This is a genomic window from Pannonibacter sp. CBAS1226 (assembly GCF_055685825.1).
The window spans coordinates 570,546-585,724 of the sequence record NZ_JBVOUO010000002.1; the positions used below are offsets into that span (position 1 = coordinate 570,546).

The window sequence follows — 15,179 nt, forward strand, 5'->3', positions numbered from 1 at the left end:
CACCCGTGCGCCCAAGGCGCTACGCAGGGTCCGGCAATCGTTGATGAGGAGATTCCATCGTGGGCGCACCGCTCGAAGGTCTCAAGGTACTGGAACTTGCGCGTATTCTGGCAGGCCCCTGGGCCGGGCAGACGCTGGCAGACCTCGGCGCGGATGTGATCAAGGTGGAAAGCCCGGCCGGGGACGACACCCGCACATGGGGCCCTCCCTTCCTGACCGGCGCGGATGGCGAGCCGTCTGACGCGGCCTATTACCATGCCTGCAACCGCGGCAAGCGCTCCATCACAGCGGATTTCACCACGGCGGACGGGCAGGCGCTGGTGCGCCGTCTTGCGCAGGATGCGGACATTCTCATCGAGAATTTCAAGGTCGGCGGCCTCGTGAAATACGGGCTGGACTATGACAGCCTGAAAGCGGTCAACCCGAGGCTGATCTATTGCTCCATCACCGGCTTCGGTCAGGATGGGCCCTATGCCCACCGGGCCGGCTATGACTTCATGATCCAGGGCACCGGCGGGCTCATGGATCTCACGGGAGACCGGGACGGCGAACCGCAGAAGGTTGGCGTTGCCATTGCCGACATCTTCACCGGCGTCTACGGCGTCATCGGCATTCTGGCAGCGCTCCGCCGCCGCGACATGACCGGTGAGGGCGAGCATGTGGACATGGCGCTTCTGGACACGCAGGTGGCGGTGCTGGCCAATCAGGCGGAGAATTACTTCATTTCCGGCAAGGCGCCGCGCCGCCTGGGCAATGCCCATCCAAACATCGTGCCCTATCAGGTGTTCCCCTCCAGCGACGGGCACCTGATCATCGCCTGCGGCAACGACGGCCAGTTCCAGCGCCTGTGTGCAATCCTCGGCTGCCCGCAGTTTGCCACAGATCCGGCCTATGCCACCAACGCGGGCCGTGTGGCCGGGCGCGATGTGCTGGTGCCGCAGCTGGCGGATCTCACGGCCCGCTTCACGCGGGATGATCTTCTGGCAGCGCTTGAGACGGCAGGCGTGCCCGCCGGTCCGATCAACACGGTCGCCGATGTCTTCGAGGACCCTCAGGTTCTGCACCGCCAGCTCAAGGTGGACCTTCCGGCAACCCATGTTGCCGCCGGTTCTGTGCCTTCGGTGCGCACGCCCATCCGCTTCCGCAATGCGGAGCTGTCCCTTAAAACGGCTGCTCCGGGCCTTGGCGAGCATACAGCGTCGGTGCTTGCCGAAATCGGCTGGGAGAAGGGTGAATAGGCGCCTTCACGTTTGCATTGCCCGGCAAAGCGGGACAAGGATGTAAGGGCACCTGAGAGCGGGGCAGGTGCTGCAGCTTTTTGGAGGACGATGCGGAATTGAATATCTTCCGGATTTTCGGCGGCAGGCGGCGCAACTTTGCCCTGACCCGCATCGTGAGCTTCAGCTTCGGGCTTTTGATAGCCTCAGGCATGGCGCTGGTGCTCTTTATGTCCGTGAAGGCCAATTTCGAGAACACGTTCTCCCTGCTCAACGACAAGGCAATCCTGACGATCCAGAGCATGGAGCGGCAGGTTCGCGGCCATCTTGACCAGGTCGAGGATGCTGCCGTCGCGCTCAAACGGCTCTTTGACGAAGGCATGATGAAGCCGGAGGCAAGCGAGCAGACGCTGGCTGACCTGAGCGCCGCTGCGGCTGCCAACGGCCGTCTCTCCGTGATCCTGATCCGGGATCTGCGCGGCAACAGCTTTGGCATTTTCAAGGCTGACAATGGCAAGCTCTGGCCGTTCAAGGAAGCAGCCGACGTTCCGGGCCGCGCGCCGGACAGTTTGCCGCGGCTGGAGCCCTCGTCCCGCCCGGTCTGGGGCCCGCTGGTCACGCATCCCACCGGCGTCTACGCCAATGTGACGGTTCCTCTGCTGCGTGATGGCCAGACTGTCGCCTATCTGACGGCGGCAACGTCGCTTGCCAGCATCGGCGAAGCCGTGAGGGCTTTGGATGAAGGGCCGGACACGACAACGTTCGTGCTCACCTCCGGCGGCGACGTCCTGGTGCATTCCGACCAGCATCTGCTGATCACCGGCACGGCCCCGGCCACTGCGCCTCCCGCCAGCCTTGAAGATTTCGGCGATCCGGTTCTCTCAGGTATCGCCACGGGGCAGCGTTACGCGACCTTCCAGCGTGCCGCGGATCTGGGTATCGAAGTGATCGGCATCAACGCAGCTGCTCAGGAGTTCATTCTGATGCGGGTGCCGGTTTCCGGCTACAGTCCGGAACCCTGGATCATCGGGCAGTATTTCCGCGCCACATCCGTCTCGCGTGAGATCCAGCGCGTTTCCGGTTCCGCGCTTGTGGGAGTGGCGGCCATCGTCATCGGCGTCCTGATCGCGGTCTGGCTTGGCCGCCGCGTCGCCCGGCCTTTGCGGCTTCTGGCGGCCCAGTCCGAACATGTGGGCCGTCTCGCCCTGGATGAGGTGACGCCCCTGCCGAGGAGCCGCGTCAAGGAGGTCGATCAGGTGGCGCTGGCCTTCAATGCCATGGTCATCGGCCTCAAGGCCATGAACACCTATGTGCCCCGTTCCCTGTTCCGCAAGCTGATGCGGATTGGTCTTGACCAGGCAGCCCTTGCCCGTGAGGCGGAACTGAGCATCCTCTTCACCGACATCATGGGCTTCACCTCCCTGTCCGAGAGCCTGACAGCCTCGGAAACGGCGGCGATGCTGAATGAGCATTTTGCCATTCTGGTTGCGGCCGTGGAGGAGGAGGGCGGCACGGTCGACAAGTTCATCGGTGATGGCATGATGGCCTTCTGGGGCGCCCCCGATGCACGGGCCGACCACGCCCTCGCGGCCGCCCGCACCGCGCAGAAGATCGGCCATGCAATCATGGTCCAGAACCGGCAGCGGCGCGAACAGGGGCTTACGCCCGTCCGTGTGCGCGTCGGTCTGCATTCCGGGCCGGTCGTGGTTGGCAATGTCGGGGCGCTGGACCGGTGGAACTACACGATCGTGGGCGATGCCGTGAATGTCTGCGAGCGGCTGCAGTCTCTGGGGCGTGAGTTTGCCGGTGAGGAGGATGTCATCATCCTCGTCAGTGGCGAGACGGTCTGTCAGCTCCCGCAGGACGCGTGTGTGAAGCGGGTCGGGCAGCAGCAGCTGCGCGGGCGCAGCGGCGACATCGAGGTGTGGAGGCTCGATGTGCATGGCAAGGTCCTGTCTGCCATGCCCGCCGAAGACGCCTCCGCTGCGGAATAAGGTCCCGTCAGCACTGCATTTCTCCGGATCATCAACGCCTGTCTCTTGCCGCCGGGTATTCTGTGCGGATAGGCTGAACATGTGATGGCCGTCACGGAAGCGGCATGACTTCCCTATACCGTTATGAACACAGGTATTACGGGGGAGAGCATGCCATGCGGCAGGCGGCCTTCGTGTGCAGCAACTGTCTCTTGGGGGAGGGACACCAGAGTGAATGTACTCTCGATCAACGGCCTGACCGTTGATTTCCATACGGACGAAGGCGTCTCGCGCGCCGTCGACGGAATTTCTTTCGCCATTCCCCAGAACAAGACAGTTGCCCTGGTGGGCGAGTCCGGTTCCGGCAAGACTGTCGTATCCCAAACGATCATGGGCCTGCTGCCCGCATCGGCCCACGTTTCGTCCGGTGAAGTGGTGTTGAGCGATCCCACCGGCAAGACCCCGCCGGTGAATATTGCAGCGCTCGACCGCAAGGGCCCGCAGATGCGGCACCTGCGCGGCAACCGGGTGGCCATCATCTTCCAGGAGCCGATGACCTCGCTTTCGCCGCTGCACACCATCGGCGACCAGATCGGCGAGGCGGCGCGGCTGCACCGCAATTGCGGGGCGGGCGAGGCGCGGGAGCTGACGCGCGAGATGCTGCGTCTCGTGCATTTCCCGGACCCGGCCCGCGCGCTCGACAACTACCCCTTCGAGCTGTCCGGCGGCCTGCGCCAGCGCGCCATGATTGCCATGGCCCTGATCTGCCGCCCGGCGCTGCTGATCGCCGATGAGCCGACAACGGCCCTCGATGTGACGATCCAGGCCGAAATCCTCAAGCTCATCAAGGAAGTGCAGTCCGAGCTGCAGATGTCCGTGCTGATGATCACCCATGACTTCGGCGTTGTCGCCAACATGGCGGACGAGGTGGTGGTGATCTATCATGGGCGCATCATGGAAAAGGGTACGGCCAGCCAGCTGTTTTCCGCGCCGGGCCACCCCTATCTCAAGGCGCTGCTTCATGCCGTGCCGCGCTTCCACATGGACAAGGCCGAGCGGCTGGAGCCGATCCGCCCGATCAAGGTGGATACATCCGGCATCCGCAGAACCGCATGTGCGGCCTCTGATCTGCCGGCCGGCAAGCCCCTGATCGAGATCAAGGGCGTTTCCAAGGATTTCACCACACGCAAGGGCAGCCTCTTTTCGGGCAAGCCGCGCACGGTGAAGGCGCTCGACGATATCAACCTGACGGTCCGCAAGGGCGAGTGTCTGGGCATCGTCGGCGAGTCCGGCTCCGGCAAGACCACCCTTGCCAAGGCGATCCTGCGGGCCATTCCGGTATCTGACGGCTCGATCATCTATCACGGCGGCAAGACACCGGCCAATGTGGCGGAACTTTCTGGCGCCGAACTTCTGGACTATCGCCGCCGGGCCCAGTTCATCTTCCAGGACCCGTTCTCCTCGCTCAATCCCCGCATGACGGTGAACGAGATCCTCAGCGAGCCCTTGCAGATCCACAAGGTCGGCACGCCGAAGGAACAGGCCGAGCGGGTGCGTGAGCTGATCCAGCTTGTCGGCCTCGATCCGCGCTATCTGCGCCGCTATCCCCATTCCTTCTCCGGTGGCCAGCGCCAGCGCATCGGCATCGCCCGCGCCCTGGCACTCGGACCCGAGTTCATTCTCTGCGACGAGCCAACCTCCGCGCTTGATGTGTCCGTGCAGGCTCAGGTGCTCAACCTGCTGCAGGATCTCAAGGCCGATCTCGGCCTCACCTATCTCTTCGTCAGCCACAATCTCGCGGTCGTTGACTACATCGCCGACCGCATCGCCGTGATGTGCCGCGGGCGGCTGGTCGAGCTGGGCCGGACGAGGGACGTCATATCCAATCCGCAGCATCCCTATACGCGCGCTCTGCTGGCCGCCGTGCCGGAACCGGATCTGAACTGTCCGCTGGATTTTGCCGCTCTCGGCGCGCAGCGGGCCTCGGACCCATCCGCCTGGCCGGCGCCATACCGTCTTGGCGCAGGCATGGCGCCCACACTTGTTGAGGTGGCGCCCGAACATCTGGTTTGCGCCCCGGGCCTTGCCGCAGGCGGCCCCCTGAAGGAGACCGCAGCATGAGCGGGCATATTCTGGCAGCAGGCCGGCGGCTGGCCGCAGCCTGCCTTGTCGCCGCCGCGCTTCTGTCTCCGGCATCCGCGCTGGTGCTGAAGGAAACGGCTGGCCTTGAGCAGCTTGGCTTCATCAATCCGCCGCCGGTCAGCGAGCGCGTGCCGCAAGAGCCGCTGATCGTGGATATGGAGGCCAAGGGCCGCAAGACCGGCGTGCCGGGCGGTGATATCAACACCCTCATCGGCCGGGCCCGTGATGTGCGCCTGATCAACGTCTGGGGCTATGCCCGGCTTGTCGGTTACAATGCGGATCTGGAGCTTGTTCCCGATATTCTCAAGGATGTCGAGGTGGTGGACGGGCGCATCTTCACGCTGCATCTGCGCAAGGGGCACAAGTGGTCCAACGGCCAGCCCTTCACCTCCGAGGATTTCCGCTACTTCTTCGAGGATGTGATCACCAATCCGGAGCTGACACCGGCCGGCCTGCCGCCCTTCCTGCTGGCGGGCGGCAAGGGGCCGGTGTTCGAGGTTCTGGACGAGACGACCGTCCGCTACAGCTGGGACAGCCCCAATCCACTGTTCCTGCCGGAACTGGCGTTGTCCCGCCCGCCGTTCATCTACCGCCCGGCGCATTACCTGAAGCAGTATCATGCCCAGTATGGCGATCCGGCCATCATCGAACGGGCGGCGCAGGCACAGAAAGCACGCTCCTGGGCGGCGCTGCATAACAAGCTGGATGACATGTACAATGCGGGCAACCCGGATCTGCCCTCGCTGCAGCCCTGGGTCCGGATCACGGGGGAAAGTGACCAGCGGTTCGTTCTGGTGCGCAATCCCTTCTATCACCGGGTGGACAGCACCGGCCAGCAGCTGCCCTATGTCGACCGGGTGATCATGACCGTGGCCGACGGCAAGCTGATCCCGGCCAAGACCCAGGCGGGCGACGTCAATCTTCAGGCCCGCAACCTGTCCTTCGCCGATATCACGGTGCTGAAGAAGGGCGAGAAGAACCAGGGCTACAAGACGCTGCTCTGGCCGATTTCCAAGGGCGCGGAGATTGCCATCCTGCCGAACCTGACGGTGAAAGACCCGGTCTGGCGCACTCTTCTGCGCGACACCCGCTTCCGCCATGCCCTGTCTCTGGGCATCGACCGGGAAATGATCAACCGGGTGCTCTATTTCGGCCTTGCCGTGCCGGGCAATGACACGGTCATCGACATCAGCCCGCTCTACAGGGAAGACTACCGCACCCGCTGGGCGGACTTCGATCCGGACAAGGCCAATGCCCTGCTGGACGAGATGGGCCTGACCAAGCGGCGCGGCGATGGCATCCGCCTGCTGCCCGATGGCCGCCCGCTGGAAATCATCGTGGAGACCTCCGGCGAGAGCCAGACGGAATCTGATGCGCTGGAGCTGGTGGGCGAGACCTGGCGCGATATCGGCGTGAAGCTGTTCGTGAAGCCAAGCCAGCGCGACACCATGCGTGACAGGGCCATTTCCGGCGATCTCGTCATGGCGGTCTGGTCGGGCCTCGACAATGGCATCCCGACATCGGAAATGCCGCCCACCGAGCTTGTGCCCTCCCGTGTCGACTGGCTGTCCTGGCCCTCCTGGGGGGATTTCTACGAGACCGGCGGCAAGAGCGGTGAAAAGCCTGACTGGGAGCCTGCCATCAAGCTGATGCAGCTTTACGACGCCTGGCTCACCTCCATCTCGCCGGAACAGCGCGAACAGATCTGGCACCAGATTCTCCAGATCCACGCAGACGAGACCATCCGCATCGGCCTCGTCTCGCAGGTGCGCCAGCCGGTGGTGGTCAAGGGTGTCGAAAACGTGCCGGAGGAAGCCATCTACGGCTGGGACCCCGGTTCCCAGTTCGGGCTTCACCGCATGGACGAATTCTGGCTGTCCGGTCAGCGTTGAGGGGGCGTGAGAGAGAATGACTGTCCTGTTGTTTGAGCAGGTGTGCGCCATCCGCGCCGGGCAGAGAGAGGGGCTCTGATGTTTGTCTACATCCTGCGCCGGGTCCTGACGATGATCCCGACGCTCTTTGTGATCAGCCTGCTGATCTTCTTCATCATCGAGCTGCCGGCGGGTGATTACATCTCCAACCAGATCGCCATGCTGCGCTCCACCGGCGAGGCGTCCTCCATTGCCAAGCTGGAGTTCCTGCGCGCCGAATTTGCCATGGACCGGCCGTTCTTCGAGCGCTATCTCATCTGGATCGGTGCCTGGTCCGGTCCCCACGGCTTTGACGGCCTGCTCCAGGGCAACTGGGGCTGGTCCTTCGAGTTTGAAAAGCCGGTCTCCGAAGTGGTGGGGCCGACCCTGCCGCTGACCTTGATCCTGAATGCCGCCACCATCCTCTTCGTCTATGTCGTGTCCTTCCCCATCGGCATCTACTCGGCAACACGGCAATATTCCTGGGGGGATTACGGCTTCACCCTGCTGGGGTATCTCGGCCTTGCGACCCCGAACTTCCTGCTGGGCCTGATCCTGCTCTATTTCTTCAATCAATGGTTCGGCCTGTCGATCGGCGGCCTGATGGACCCGCAGTACATCGGCCAGCCGTGGAGCATGGACAAGGCCATGTCCGTCATGGCGCATCTGATCGTGCCGACCATCGTCATCGGCACCTCCGGCACGGCCGCGATGATCCGCCGCCTCAGGGCCAACCTGCTGGACGAACTGCACAAGCAATATGTCACCACCGCCCGCGCCAAGGGTCTCAGCGAGGGCAAGGCGCTGGTGAAATATCCGCTGCGCATGGCGCTGAACCCCTTCATCTCCGACATTGGCAACCTGATCCCTTCGCTTGTCTCCGGCTCGGTCATCGTCTCCGTGGTGCTCAATCTGCCCACCGTCGGGCCGGTGCTTCTGTCGGCGCTGCAGTCGCAGGATCAGTTCCTGGCCGGCTTCATCCTGCTCTTCGTTGCCATGCTGACCCTGCTGGGCATGCTGGTGTCCGATCTTCTTCTGGCGGTCCTTGATCCGCGCATCCGTCTGGGCGGGAGGGCCGGGGCATGAGTGCAACCGATCGTGACGAGGGGCATTTCGTTGACGATGTCCCCTTCAACCCGCGCGAAACCAAGGCCCTGACCCCGGAGCAGGAACGCTATTTCCAGGCCTCCCAGTGGCAGATCATGTGGTGGAAGTTCCGCCGCCACAAACTCGCCCTGTGGTCCGGCGTCATTCTGCTGCTGTTCTATCTCTGCGTGCCCTTCGCCGAGGTGATTGCGCCCTACAAGCCGTCGGAGCGCGATTCCCAGCATCTCTATGCGCCGCCGCAGGTCGTGCGCTTCTTCCATGAGGGCCGCCTGACCACGCCCTTCGTCTATGACCTCAAGGCCGAGGTCGACATGGAGAACCTGCGCTGGGTCTATACGGAAGACCGCAGCACACCGAAGCATCTGCGCTTCTTCTGCCGTGGCAGCACCTATCAGTTCTGGGGGCTGTTCGACGCCAGCTTCCGCCTCGTGTGTGCGCCGTCTGACGGGACATTCTTCCCGCTGGGCACGGACCGTCTCGGCCGCGACCAGTTCTCCGGTCTCGTCTATGGCGCAAGGCTGTCGCTGACCGTCGGCCTCGTTGGCGTTGCCATCTCCATCGTGCTTGGGCTGTTCTTCGGCGGCATTGCCGGCTATTTCGGCGGGTTCATCGACAGCGCCATCCAACGCCTCATCGAGATCATGCGCTCCCTGCCGGAACTGCCGCTGTGGATGGCGCTCTCCGCTGCCCTGCCGGTGACGTGGAATCCGGTCTGGATCTATTTCGGCATCACCATCATTCTGGGCCTGCTCGACTGGCCGGGCCTTGCCCGTGCGGTGCGCTCCAAGCTCCTGTCCCTGCGCGAGGAGGAATATGCACAGGCGGCACTGCTGATGGGCGCAAAGCCGTCCCGCGTCATCCGCAAGCATCTGCTGCCCGGTTTCACCAGCCACATCATCGCCTCGGCCACCCTGTCCATTCCGGGCATGATCCTGGGTGAAACCGCGCTGTCCTTCCTCAATCTGGGCCTGCGCCGTCCGGCCGTCTCCTGGGGCGTGCTGCTCAATGAGGCGCAGAACATCTCGGTGGTGACGGTCTATCCCTGGCTGATGGCGCCGATCATCCCGATCATCATTGTCGTCCTTGCGTTCAATTTCCTGGGAGATGGTTTGCGCGACGCAGCCGACCCCTATAAGTGAAGCCATGCGAGAATGAGCGCTTCCGGCGCTTCAGGAGAATACAGGGCATGACGCAACTGCATGCCGGCGCCCTGGCACAGGAGTTTTGACATGTCGAAGAATGCCACCACCGCCGAAGGCTGGGACGAGGAATACGAGGCCGGCCGCTGGGCCTTCCTGCGTGATCTTCCAGAAAGCGGGCGTTACGGCATCATCGGCATGTGGCTGCTGCTGAACAAGGCCTTTGACCGGGTGCTGGATATCGGCTGCGGCGAGGGCCTTCTCTATGAGCGCCTCGCCCCGCTCGGGCTCAAGCACTACACCGGCGTGGACCTGGCCCCGCGTGCGCTGGAAATCGCCAATGTGGACCCGTCCATCGCCTCGCTGCGGGCGGGCGACATGCACAGCTTCGCGCCCAATGAAGGCGAACACTACAGCGCCGTTGTCTTCAACGAGGTGCTGCATTTCGCCGATGATCCGGCAGCCGTCGTTTCCCGCTACGTGCCCTTCCTGGCGGAGGACGGGGTGATTGCCCTGTCGATGTATTCCCCGAAGCGGCCGGAGTCCGGTGCAAACAAGCTCATCGCCCGCCTCTGGGAAGCGACGGATGATGCCAGCCGCTGGCAGGTGCTGGATGACTACCGGCTGGTCTCGGACAAGAAGGGCGTCACCTGGCGTCTGCGTCTGATCAAGCCGGTGCGCTGAGCCCGGATTCTTCCGCCTCCCGCCGCTGCAGGATGGCGTCGAGATCCGGGGCGGAGGCCACCAGCAGTTTCGTATAGGGATGGGATGGCTCGGTCAGCACGGCTGCGGTCTTCCCCTCCTCGACAGCCACGCCCCCGTTCATCACCACCACCCGGTCGGTGATTGCGCGCACCACCGTCAGGTCGTGCGAGATGAAGAGATAGCTCAGGCCCAGCCGGTCCTGCAGGCTGGCGAAAAGATCGAGCACCTGCGCCCGGATCGATACATCCAGCGCTGACACGGGCTCATCTGCGATGATCAGCTTCGGTTCCGTCACCAGAGCCCGGGCGATGCCGATGCGCTGGCGCTGCCCGCCGGAAAACTCATGCGGGTATTTCTTCCTGTCCTCTGGAGTGAGGCCAACGGACACCAGCGCATCCACCACCCGCCGCCGCTTCTGCGCAGGCTTCAGCTCCGGATAAAGATGCAGCGGCTCGGCAATCGCCTGTTCCACCGTCTGGCGCGGATCGAAGCTGCCATAGGGGTCCTGAAACACCACCTGCACCTTGCGCCGCAGCGCCCGCATGGCCTCGCCGCGCACCTCGTGCGGCGCCTTCCCGTCAATCAGGATCGTGCCGCCGGACGGTTTCTGCAGGCCGAGAATGGTCCGCGCCAATGTGGACTTGCCGCAGCCGGATTCGCCCACCAGCCCGACGCTTTCCCCTTCCGCAACTTCCAGGCTGACACCATCGACCGCCCTGAGCCGTCCTCCGCGTCCGGTCAGGCGCGAGAGAAACCCTGCGCCGGGGACGGGATAGTCAACTGTCAGCCGGTCCACCCTCAGCAGCGGCGTGGCCGCTGTCTGCTTGCGGCCGGCTGCCGCTGGGCTGGCCGCAATGCGCTTCGGCATATGGCTGGAGGCCGCCAGCAGGCGGCGGGAGTAGGGGGCATTGAAACCGCGCAACAGCTGGCTGGTGGGGCCTTCCTCCACCAGTTCCCCGTCTTTCATGATGGCGATACGGGCGGCCATGTCGGCCACCACGGCTAGGTCATGGCTGATCAGCAGCAGTGCAACCTTCTCCCGCTCGACAATTTCCTTCAGCAGATCGAGGATCTGCGCCTGAACGGTTACATCGAGGGCCGTTGTCGGCTCATCGGCAATCAGCAGCTTCGGGCGGCAGGCGATGGCCATGGCAATGACCACGCGCTGGCGCTGCCCGCCTGACAGTTCATGCGGAAACCGGTCCGGCGAGACACGGGCGCGCGTGAGGCCCACCCGGTCCAGCAGCAGGGTTGCCTCCCGCGCTGCCTCCGCGCGGCTCGCCTTGCCATGCACGACGAGGCTCTCCGCCACCTGCGCACCGATGGTTTTCACCGGGTTCAGCGCCGTCATTGGCTCCTGAAACACCATGGAGACGAGATTGCCGCGCAAGGCGCACATGGCGGCCTCGCTCTTGTTCGTCAGTTCCTCCCCATCCAGCCGGATGGAGCCGGAGAGCCTTGCCCGGTGCGGCAGCAGACGCAGGATCGAGAGCGCTGTCAGCGACTTGCCCGATCCGCTTTCCCCCACCAGCCCCAGCACTTCGCCCGCACGGATCTCAAGACTGAGATCGCGGATGATTGGCCGGGAGCCAATGTCCAGCGACAGGTTGTTGACGGTCAGCAGCGGCGCGCTCATGGGCGCCCCCGCAGTTTCGGGTCGGTCAGGTCGCGCAGGCCATCCCCCAGCAGGTTGAGCCCCATCACCGTAAGTACGATGGCAAGGCCGGGGTAAAGCGCCAGTTGCGGCGCAAAGGCCATCATCGTCTGCGCCTCGTTCAGCATCCGCCCCCAGCTCGTCAGCGGCGGCTGGGCGCCGAGGCCGATGTAGGACAGAGACGCTTCGGCAAGGATGCCGAGAGAGAACTGGATGGTCGCCTGCACGATCAGCAGGTTGGCGATGTTCGGCAGCACATGTTCCACCGTCACCCGCACCTCGCCCTTTCCCGCCACCCGCGCCGCCATCAGATATTCGCGCGAGGAGAGGGCCAGCGCCGCGCCGCGTGCCACGCGGGCAAAGACGGGAATGTTGAACAGGCCGATGGCAAGAACCGCATTGAAGGCGCCGGGACCGGCCAGCGCCGTGATCAGCACGGCGGACAGCAGGGCGGGAAAGGCGAACACCAGATCGTTGAAGCGCATGATCGCCTCGTCCATCAGGCCCCGCCGGTTCGCGGCCCACAGCCCCAGCGGAATGCCGATCGCCATGCCGATGCCCACCGCCACCAGCGCCACGGCAATCGAGGTGCGCGCGCCCACCATGAGCATGGAGAGCACATCCCGGCCATAGTGGTCCGTGCCCAGCCAATAGGTAAGGCTGGGGCCCTGCAGCTTGGCGGACACCTTGAAGGTGGCAATGTCATGCGGCGTCCACACCAGCGACAGCAGGGCCGCGCCGAGGAACAGCAGCGTCAGCGCAAGGCCGAGTGCGAAGGAAAGATGCCGTCTGCTCACGCCGCCCTCCGCCGCAGCCGCGGATCCGCCAGCGCATAGGCTGCATCCACGAGGAAGGTCACGAAGATGACGAAGCCGACCATCAGCACCACGACGCTTTTGACGACGATCAGGTCGCGCTGGGTGATGGCCTGGAAGATCAGCCGCCCGAGCCCCGGCAGATAGAAGACGTTTTCGATGATGATCGTGCCCGTCACCAGAAACGATAGCTGCAATCCGAGAATGGTCAGGACCGGGATCATCGCGTTGCGCAGCGCATGACCCCAGAGCGCTGCACGTTCCGTCAGTCCCTTGGCGCGGGCGGTGCGGATATAATCCTCATGCAGGGTGTCGACCAGCGCCGAGCGCATGATGCGGGCAAGGATCGACGCCTGCGGCAGGGCGAGCGCCACAGCCGGCATGATCAGTGCGGCCAGCGCAGCGCCAACGCCCTTGTCCCAGCCCGGAAAACCGCCGGAGGGAAGCAGCCGCAGGCTGACGGCAAAGACATAGACCATGAGCATGGCGAACCAGAAATTCGGCACGGCCACGCCCACCTGCGTCAGCGCCATGATGCCGGTATCCGCCGCCCGGCCCCTGCGGCTCGCTGCCCAGACGCCTGCGGGGATGGCGATGACAATGCTCAGGAGCAGCGCGATGAGGGCCAGCGGCAAGGTGACGGGCAGCCGGGCAGCCACCAGATCGCGCACCGGCACCGAGTAGGTGTAGCTGACACCCAGATCTCCTTGCAGAAGGCCTGCGATCCAGAGCAGAAACCGTTCCGCCGCCGGGCGGTCGAGCCCCATCTGGTTGCGCAGGGCCTCCAGCGTGTCGGGCCGCGCCTCCACGCCCAGCATCAGCTGGGCCGTGTCGCCGGGGATGACTTCCAGGATCAGGAACACCGCCAGCGCCGCCGCCAGCAGCGTCAGGCACAGGCTCACGAACCGGCGCAGCAGGAAGCCGGTCATGCGGCCATCCTGCAGGGCGCGGGGACGCAAGACTCCTTATGCGTGCTGGCCCCCATGCGCCTCAGTCTTCCCAATAGACGCCGGTCAGGTCATTGGCCTGCACGGGCGCATTTTCCCAAAGGCCCTTCAGCTTCACGTCCCACACGCCGGTCTTGGGCAGCTGGAACAGGAAGCCGTTGACGGCATCCTTCGCCAGCATTTCCTGCGCCTGCCGCAGCAGCGTATTGCGCTCCGCCTCATCGCTGGTGACGCTGACCTTTGCCATCAGCTCGTTGAAGACGGGGTTCTTGTAATTGAAGTAGTAGTCATCGCGCCCATAGATATCGATATCATTGGCTTCGGTATGGGCGACGATGCTGAGGTCATAGTCCTTGCCCTTGAACACCTGCTCCAGCCACTGCGCCCATTCCAGCGGAATGATCTCCAGCTCGATGCCCGCTTCCTTGAACTGGGCGGCCAGAATTTCTCCGCTGCGGCGGGCATAGGCCGGTGGCGGCAATTTCAGTGTTGCCTTGAAGCCATCCGCATAACCGGCCTCCGCCAGCAGGGCCTTGGCTTTTTCGACGTCGAAGGGATAGGTGCCGGTCAGGTCTTCATAGGCCGGAGCATGCGGGGCAAAATGCGAGCCGATGGGCGTGCCATAGCCGAACTGCGCCCCGTCAATCAGCGCCTGCCGGTCGATCAGATGCGCGATGGCCTGCCGCACCCGCAGGTCATCAAACGGTTTGCGGGCATTGTTGGTGGCCAGCACCGTCTCGCCCTCGGTGGTGCCCACCACCACGGCAAAGCGTGGATCCGCCTCGAACTGCGGCAGGTTCTCCGGCGCCGGATAGATCGGGAAGCCGTCCACATCGCCCGACAGCAGCGCCGAAAAAGAGGCGGCATTGTCGCCAATGATCTTGAACACCGCCTTGTCCAGCTTCACCGGCGTGCCCCAGTAGTCCGCATTCTTCTGCAGTTCCACCCGGTCACCCTGCACCCACTGGCCGAAGCGGAAAGGCCCGGTGCCGACGGGAGCCGTCTTGTTGGTCTCAGCGCTTTCCGGCGCCACGATCACGGCGTCGCCGGTGCCCAGCAGGGTGATGAAATCGCCCACCGGCTGCTTCAGGGTGATGATCACTTCGGAGGCGCTGCTCGCCTCGACGCTGTCTATCGCCTCGAACCGGGCTTTCTGGGCGTTGACGCTGCCGTCTGCCTTGGCCCGCTCCAGCGAAAATTTCACGTCCCCGGCGTTAAAGCTGGTGCCATCGTGGAAGGTCACGCCTTCGCGCAGCTTGAATGTGTAGGTTTTGCCATCATCCGAAATGGTCCAGCTTTCGGCCAGCGCGGGCTTCACCGTGCCGTCGGCCGCAACCTGTGTCAGGCCTTCAAAGAGGTTGATGAACACCACCTCGTCGATGGCGGCTGCCGCGCCTGCGGTGGGATCAAGATGGGGCGGCTCCAGCCGTACGCCGAGCGTCACGTCCGTGCGCGCCGCCTCTGCGGGAACTGCAGCAAGGATCGCAAACGCTGAGAGACTGCAAAGCGCCATCCGGCGCAGGCCAAGGGCTGAAATCCGCGTCATTTCCCACTCCCCAACGGTTGAACT

General features: G+C 64.2%; 11 protein-coding genes. 7 read left to right on the top strand and 4 right to left on the bottom strand.

Annotation, left to right across the window (positions count from 1 at the left end):
- Positions 1 to 59 precede the first annotated feature (59 nt).
- The 7 genes from AC0CMF_RS09655 to AC0CMF_RS09685 all read left to right on the top strand — a co-directional run bounded on the left by AC0CMF_RS09655 (position 60) and on the right by AC0CMF_RS09685 (position 10,172).
- Positions 60 to 1,238 carry a CaiB/BaiF CoA transferase family protein gene (locus tag AC0CMF_RS09655; RefSeq protein ID WP_374628676.1) on the top strand — a complete coding sequence of 393 codons (1,179 nt, stop codon included), beginning with the start codon at positions 60 to 62 and terminating at the stop codon, positions 1,236 to 1,238.
- A 98-nt stretch (positions 1,239 to 1,336) separates the two neighbouring features.
- Positions 1,337 to 3,211 carry an adenylate/guanylate cyclase domain-containing protein gene (locus tag AC0CMF_RS09660; protein WP_208991384.1) on the top strand — a complete coding sequence of 625 codons (1,875 nt, stop codon included), beginning with the start codon at positions 1,337 to 1,339 and terminating at the stop codon, positions 3,209 to 3,211.
- A 210-nt stretch (positions 3,212 to 3,421) separates the two neighbouring features.
- Positions 3,422 to 5,311 carry an ABC transporter ATP-binding protein gene (locus AC0CMF_RS09665; RefSeq protein WP_374628677.1) on the top strand — a complete coding sequence of 630 codons (1,890 nt, stop codon included), beginning with the start codon at positions 3,422 to 3,424 and terminating at the stop codon, positions 5,309 to 5,311.
- A complete protein-coding gene (locus tag AC0CMF_RS09670) occupies positions 5,308 to 7,224 on the top strand; it encodes an ABC transporter substrate-binding protein (RefSeq protein ID WP_374628678.1) in 1,917 nt (638 codons plus the stop codon). Before AC0CMF_RS09665 ends, AC0CMF_RS09670 begins: the two co-directional genes overlap by 4 nt.
- A 78-nt stretch (positions 7,225 to 7,302) precedes the next feature.
- Positions 7,303 to 8,328, top strand: a complete 1,026-nt coding sequence (locus AC0CMF_RS09675) for an ABC transporter permease (RefSeq protein WP_050471152.1) — start codon at positions 7,303 to 7,305, stop codon at positions 8,326 to 8,328.
- On the top strand, positions 8,325 to 9,488 hold the full coding sequence (locus tag AC0CMF_RS09680) for an ABC transporter permease (protein ID WP_374628680.1): 1,164 nt from the start codon (positions 8,325 to 8,327) through the stop codon (positions 9,486 to 9,488). The genes AC0CMF_RS09675 and AC0CMF_RS09680 overlap by 4 nt, the downstream gene beginning before the upstream one ends.
- Positions 9,489 to 9,578: 90 nt before the next feature.
- On the top strand, positions 9,579 to 10,172 hold the full coding sequence (locus AC0CMF_RS09685) for a class I SAM-dependent methyltransferase (RefSeq protein WP_374628681.1): 594 nt from the start codon (positions 9,579 to 9,581) through the stop codon (positions 10,170 to 10,172).
- Here AC0CMF_RS09685 and AC0CMF_RS09690 read toward each other — a convergent pair.
- The 4 genes from AC0CMF_RS09690 to AC0CMF_RS09705 all read right to left on the bottom strand — a co-directional run bounded on the left by AC0CMF_RS09690 (position 10,156) and on the right by AC0CMF_RS09705 (position 15,155).
- Complete coding sequence (locus tag AC0CMF_RS09690) at positions 10,156 to 11,829, bottom strand: ABC transporter ATP-binding protein (RefSeq protein ID WP_374628683.1); 1,674 nt, start codon at positions 11,827 to 11,829, stop codon at positions 10,156 to 10,158. The two genes, AC0CMF_RS09685 and AC0CMF_RS09690, sit on opposite strands and share 17 nt — an antisense overlap.
- Positions 11,826 to 12,644, bottom strand: coding sequence for an ABC transporter permease (locus AC0CMF_RS09695; protein WP_050471156.1), 819 nt, complete (start codon positions 12,642 to 12,644; stop codon positions 11,826 to 11,828). The genes AC0CMF_RS09690 and AC0CMF_RS09695 overlap by 4 nt, the downstream gene beginning before the upstream one ends.
- A complete protein-coding gene (locus tag AC0CMF_RS09700; RefSeq protein WP_374628685.1) occupies positions 12,641 to 13,591 on the bottom strand; it encodes an ABC transporter permease in 951 nt (316 codons plus the stop codon). The genes AC0CMF_RS09695 and AC0CMF_RS09700 overlap by 4 nt, the downstream gene beginning before the upstream one ends.
- Positions 13,592 to 13,652: 61 nt before the next feature.
- Complete coding sequence (locus AC0CMF_RS09705) at positions 13,653 to 15,155, bottom strand: ABC transporter substrate-binding protein (protein WP_374628687.1); 1,503 nt, start codon at positions 15,153 to 15,155, stop codon at positions 13,653 to 13,655.
- Positions 15,156 to 15,179 lie beyond the last annotated feature (24 nt).

Excerpts from the sequence above, each read along its gene's own strand:
- AC0CMF_RS09670 (WP_374628678.1), top strand. The coding sequence starts at position 5,308 with ATGAGCGGGCATATTCTGGCAGCAGGCCGGCGGCTGGCCGCAGCCTGC.
- AC0CMF_RS09675 (WP_050471152.1), top strand. The coding sequence starts at position 7,303 with ATGTTTGTCTACATCCTGCGCCGGGTCCTGACGATGATCCCGACGCTC.
- AC0CMF_RS09680 (WP_374628680.1), top strand. The coding sequence starts at position 8,325 with ATGAGTGCAACCGATCGTGACGAGGGGCATTTCGTTGACGATGTCCCC.
- AC0CMF_RS09685 (WP_374628681.1), top strand. The coding sequence starts at position 9,579 with ATGTCGAAGAATGCCACCACCGCCGAAGGCTGGGACGAGGAATACGAG.
- AC0CMF_RS09690 (WP_374628683.1), bottom strand. The coding sequence starts at position 11,829 with ATGAGCGCGCCGCTGCTGACCGTCAACAACCTGTCGCTGGACATTGGC.
- AC0CMF_RS09700 (WP_374628685.1), bottom strand. The coding sequence starts at position 13,591 with ATGACCGGCTTCCTGCTGCGCCGGTTCGTGAGCCTGTGCCTGACGCTG.
- AC0CMF_RS09705 (WP_374628687.1), bottom strand. The coding sequence starts at position 15,155 with ATGACGCGGATTTCAGCCCTTGGCCTGCGCCGGATGGCGCTTTGCAGT.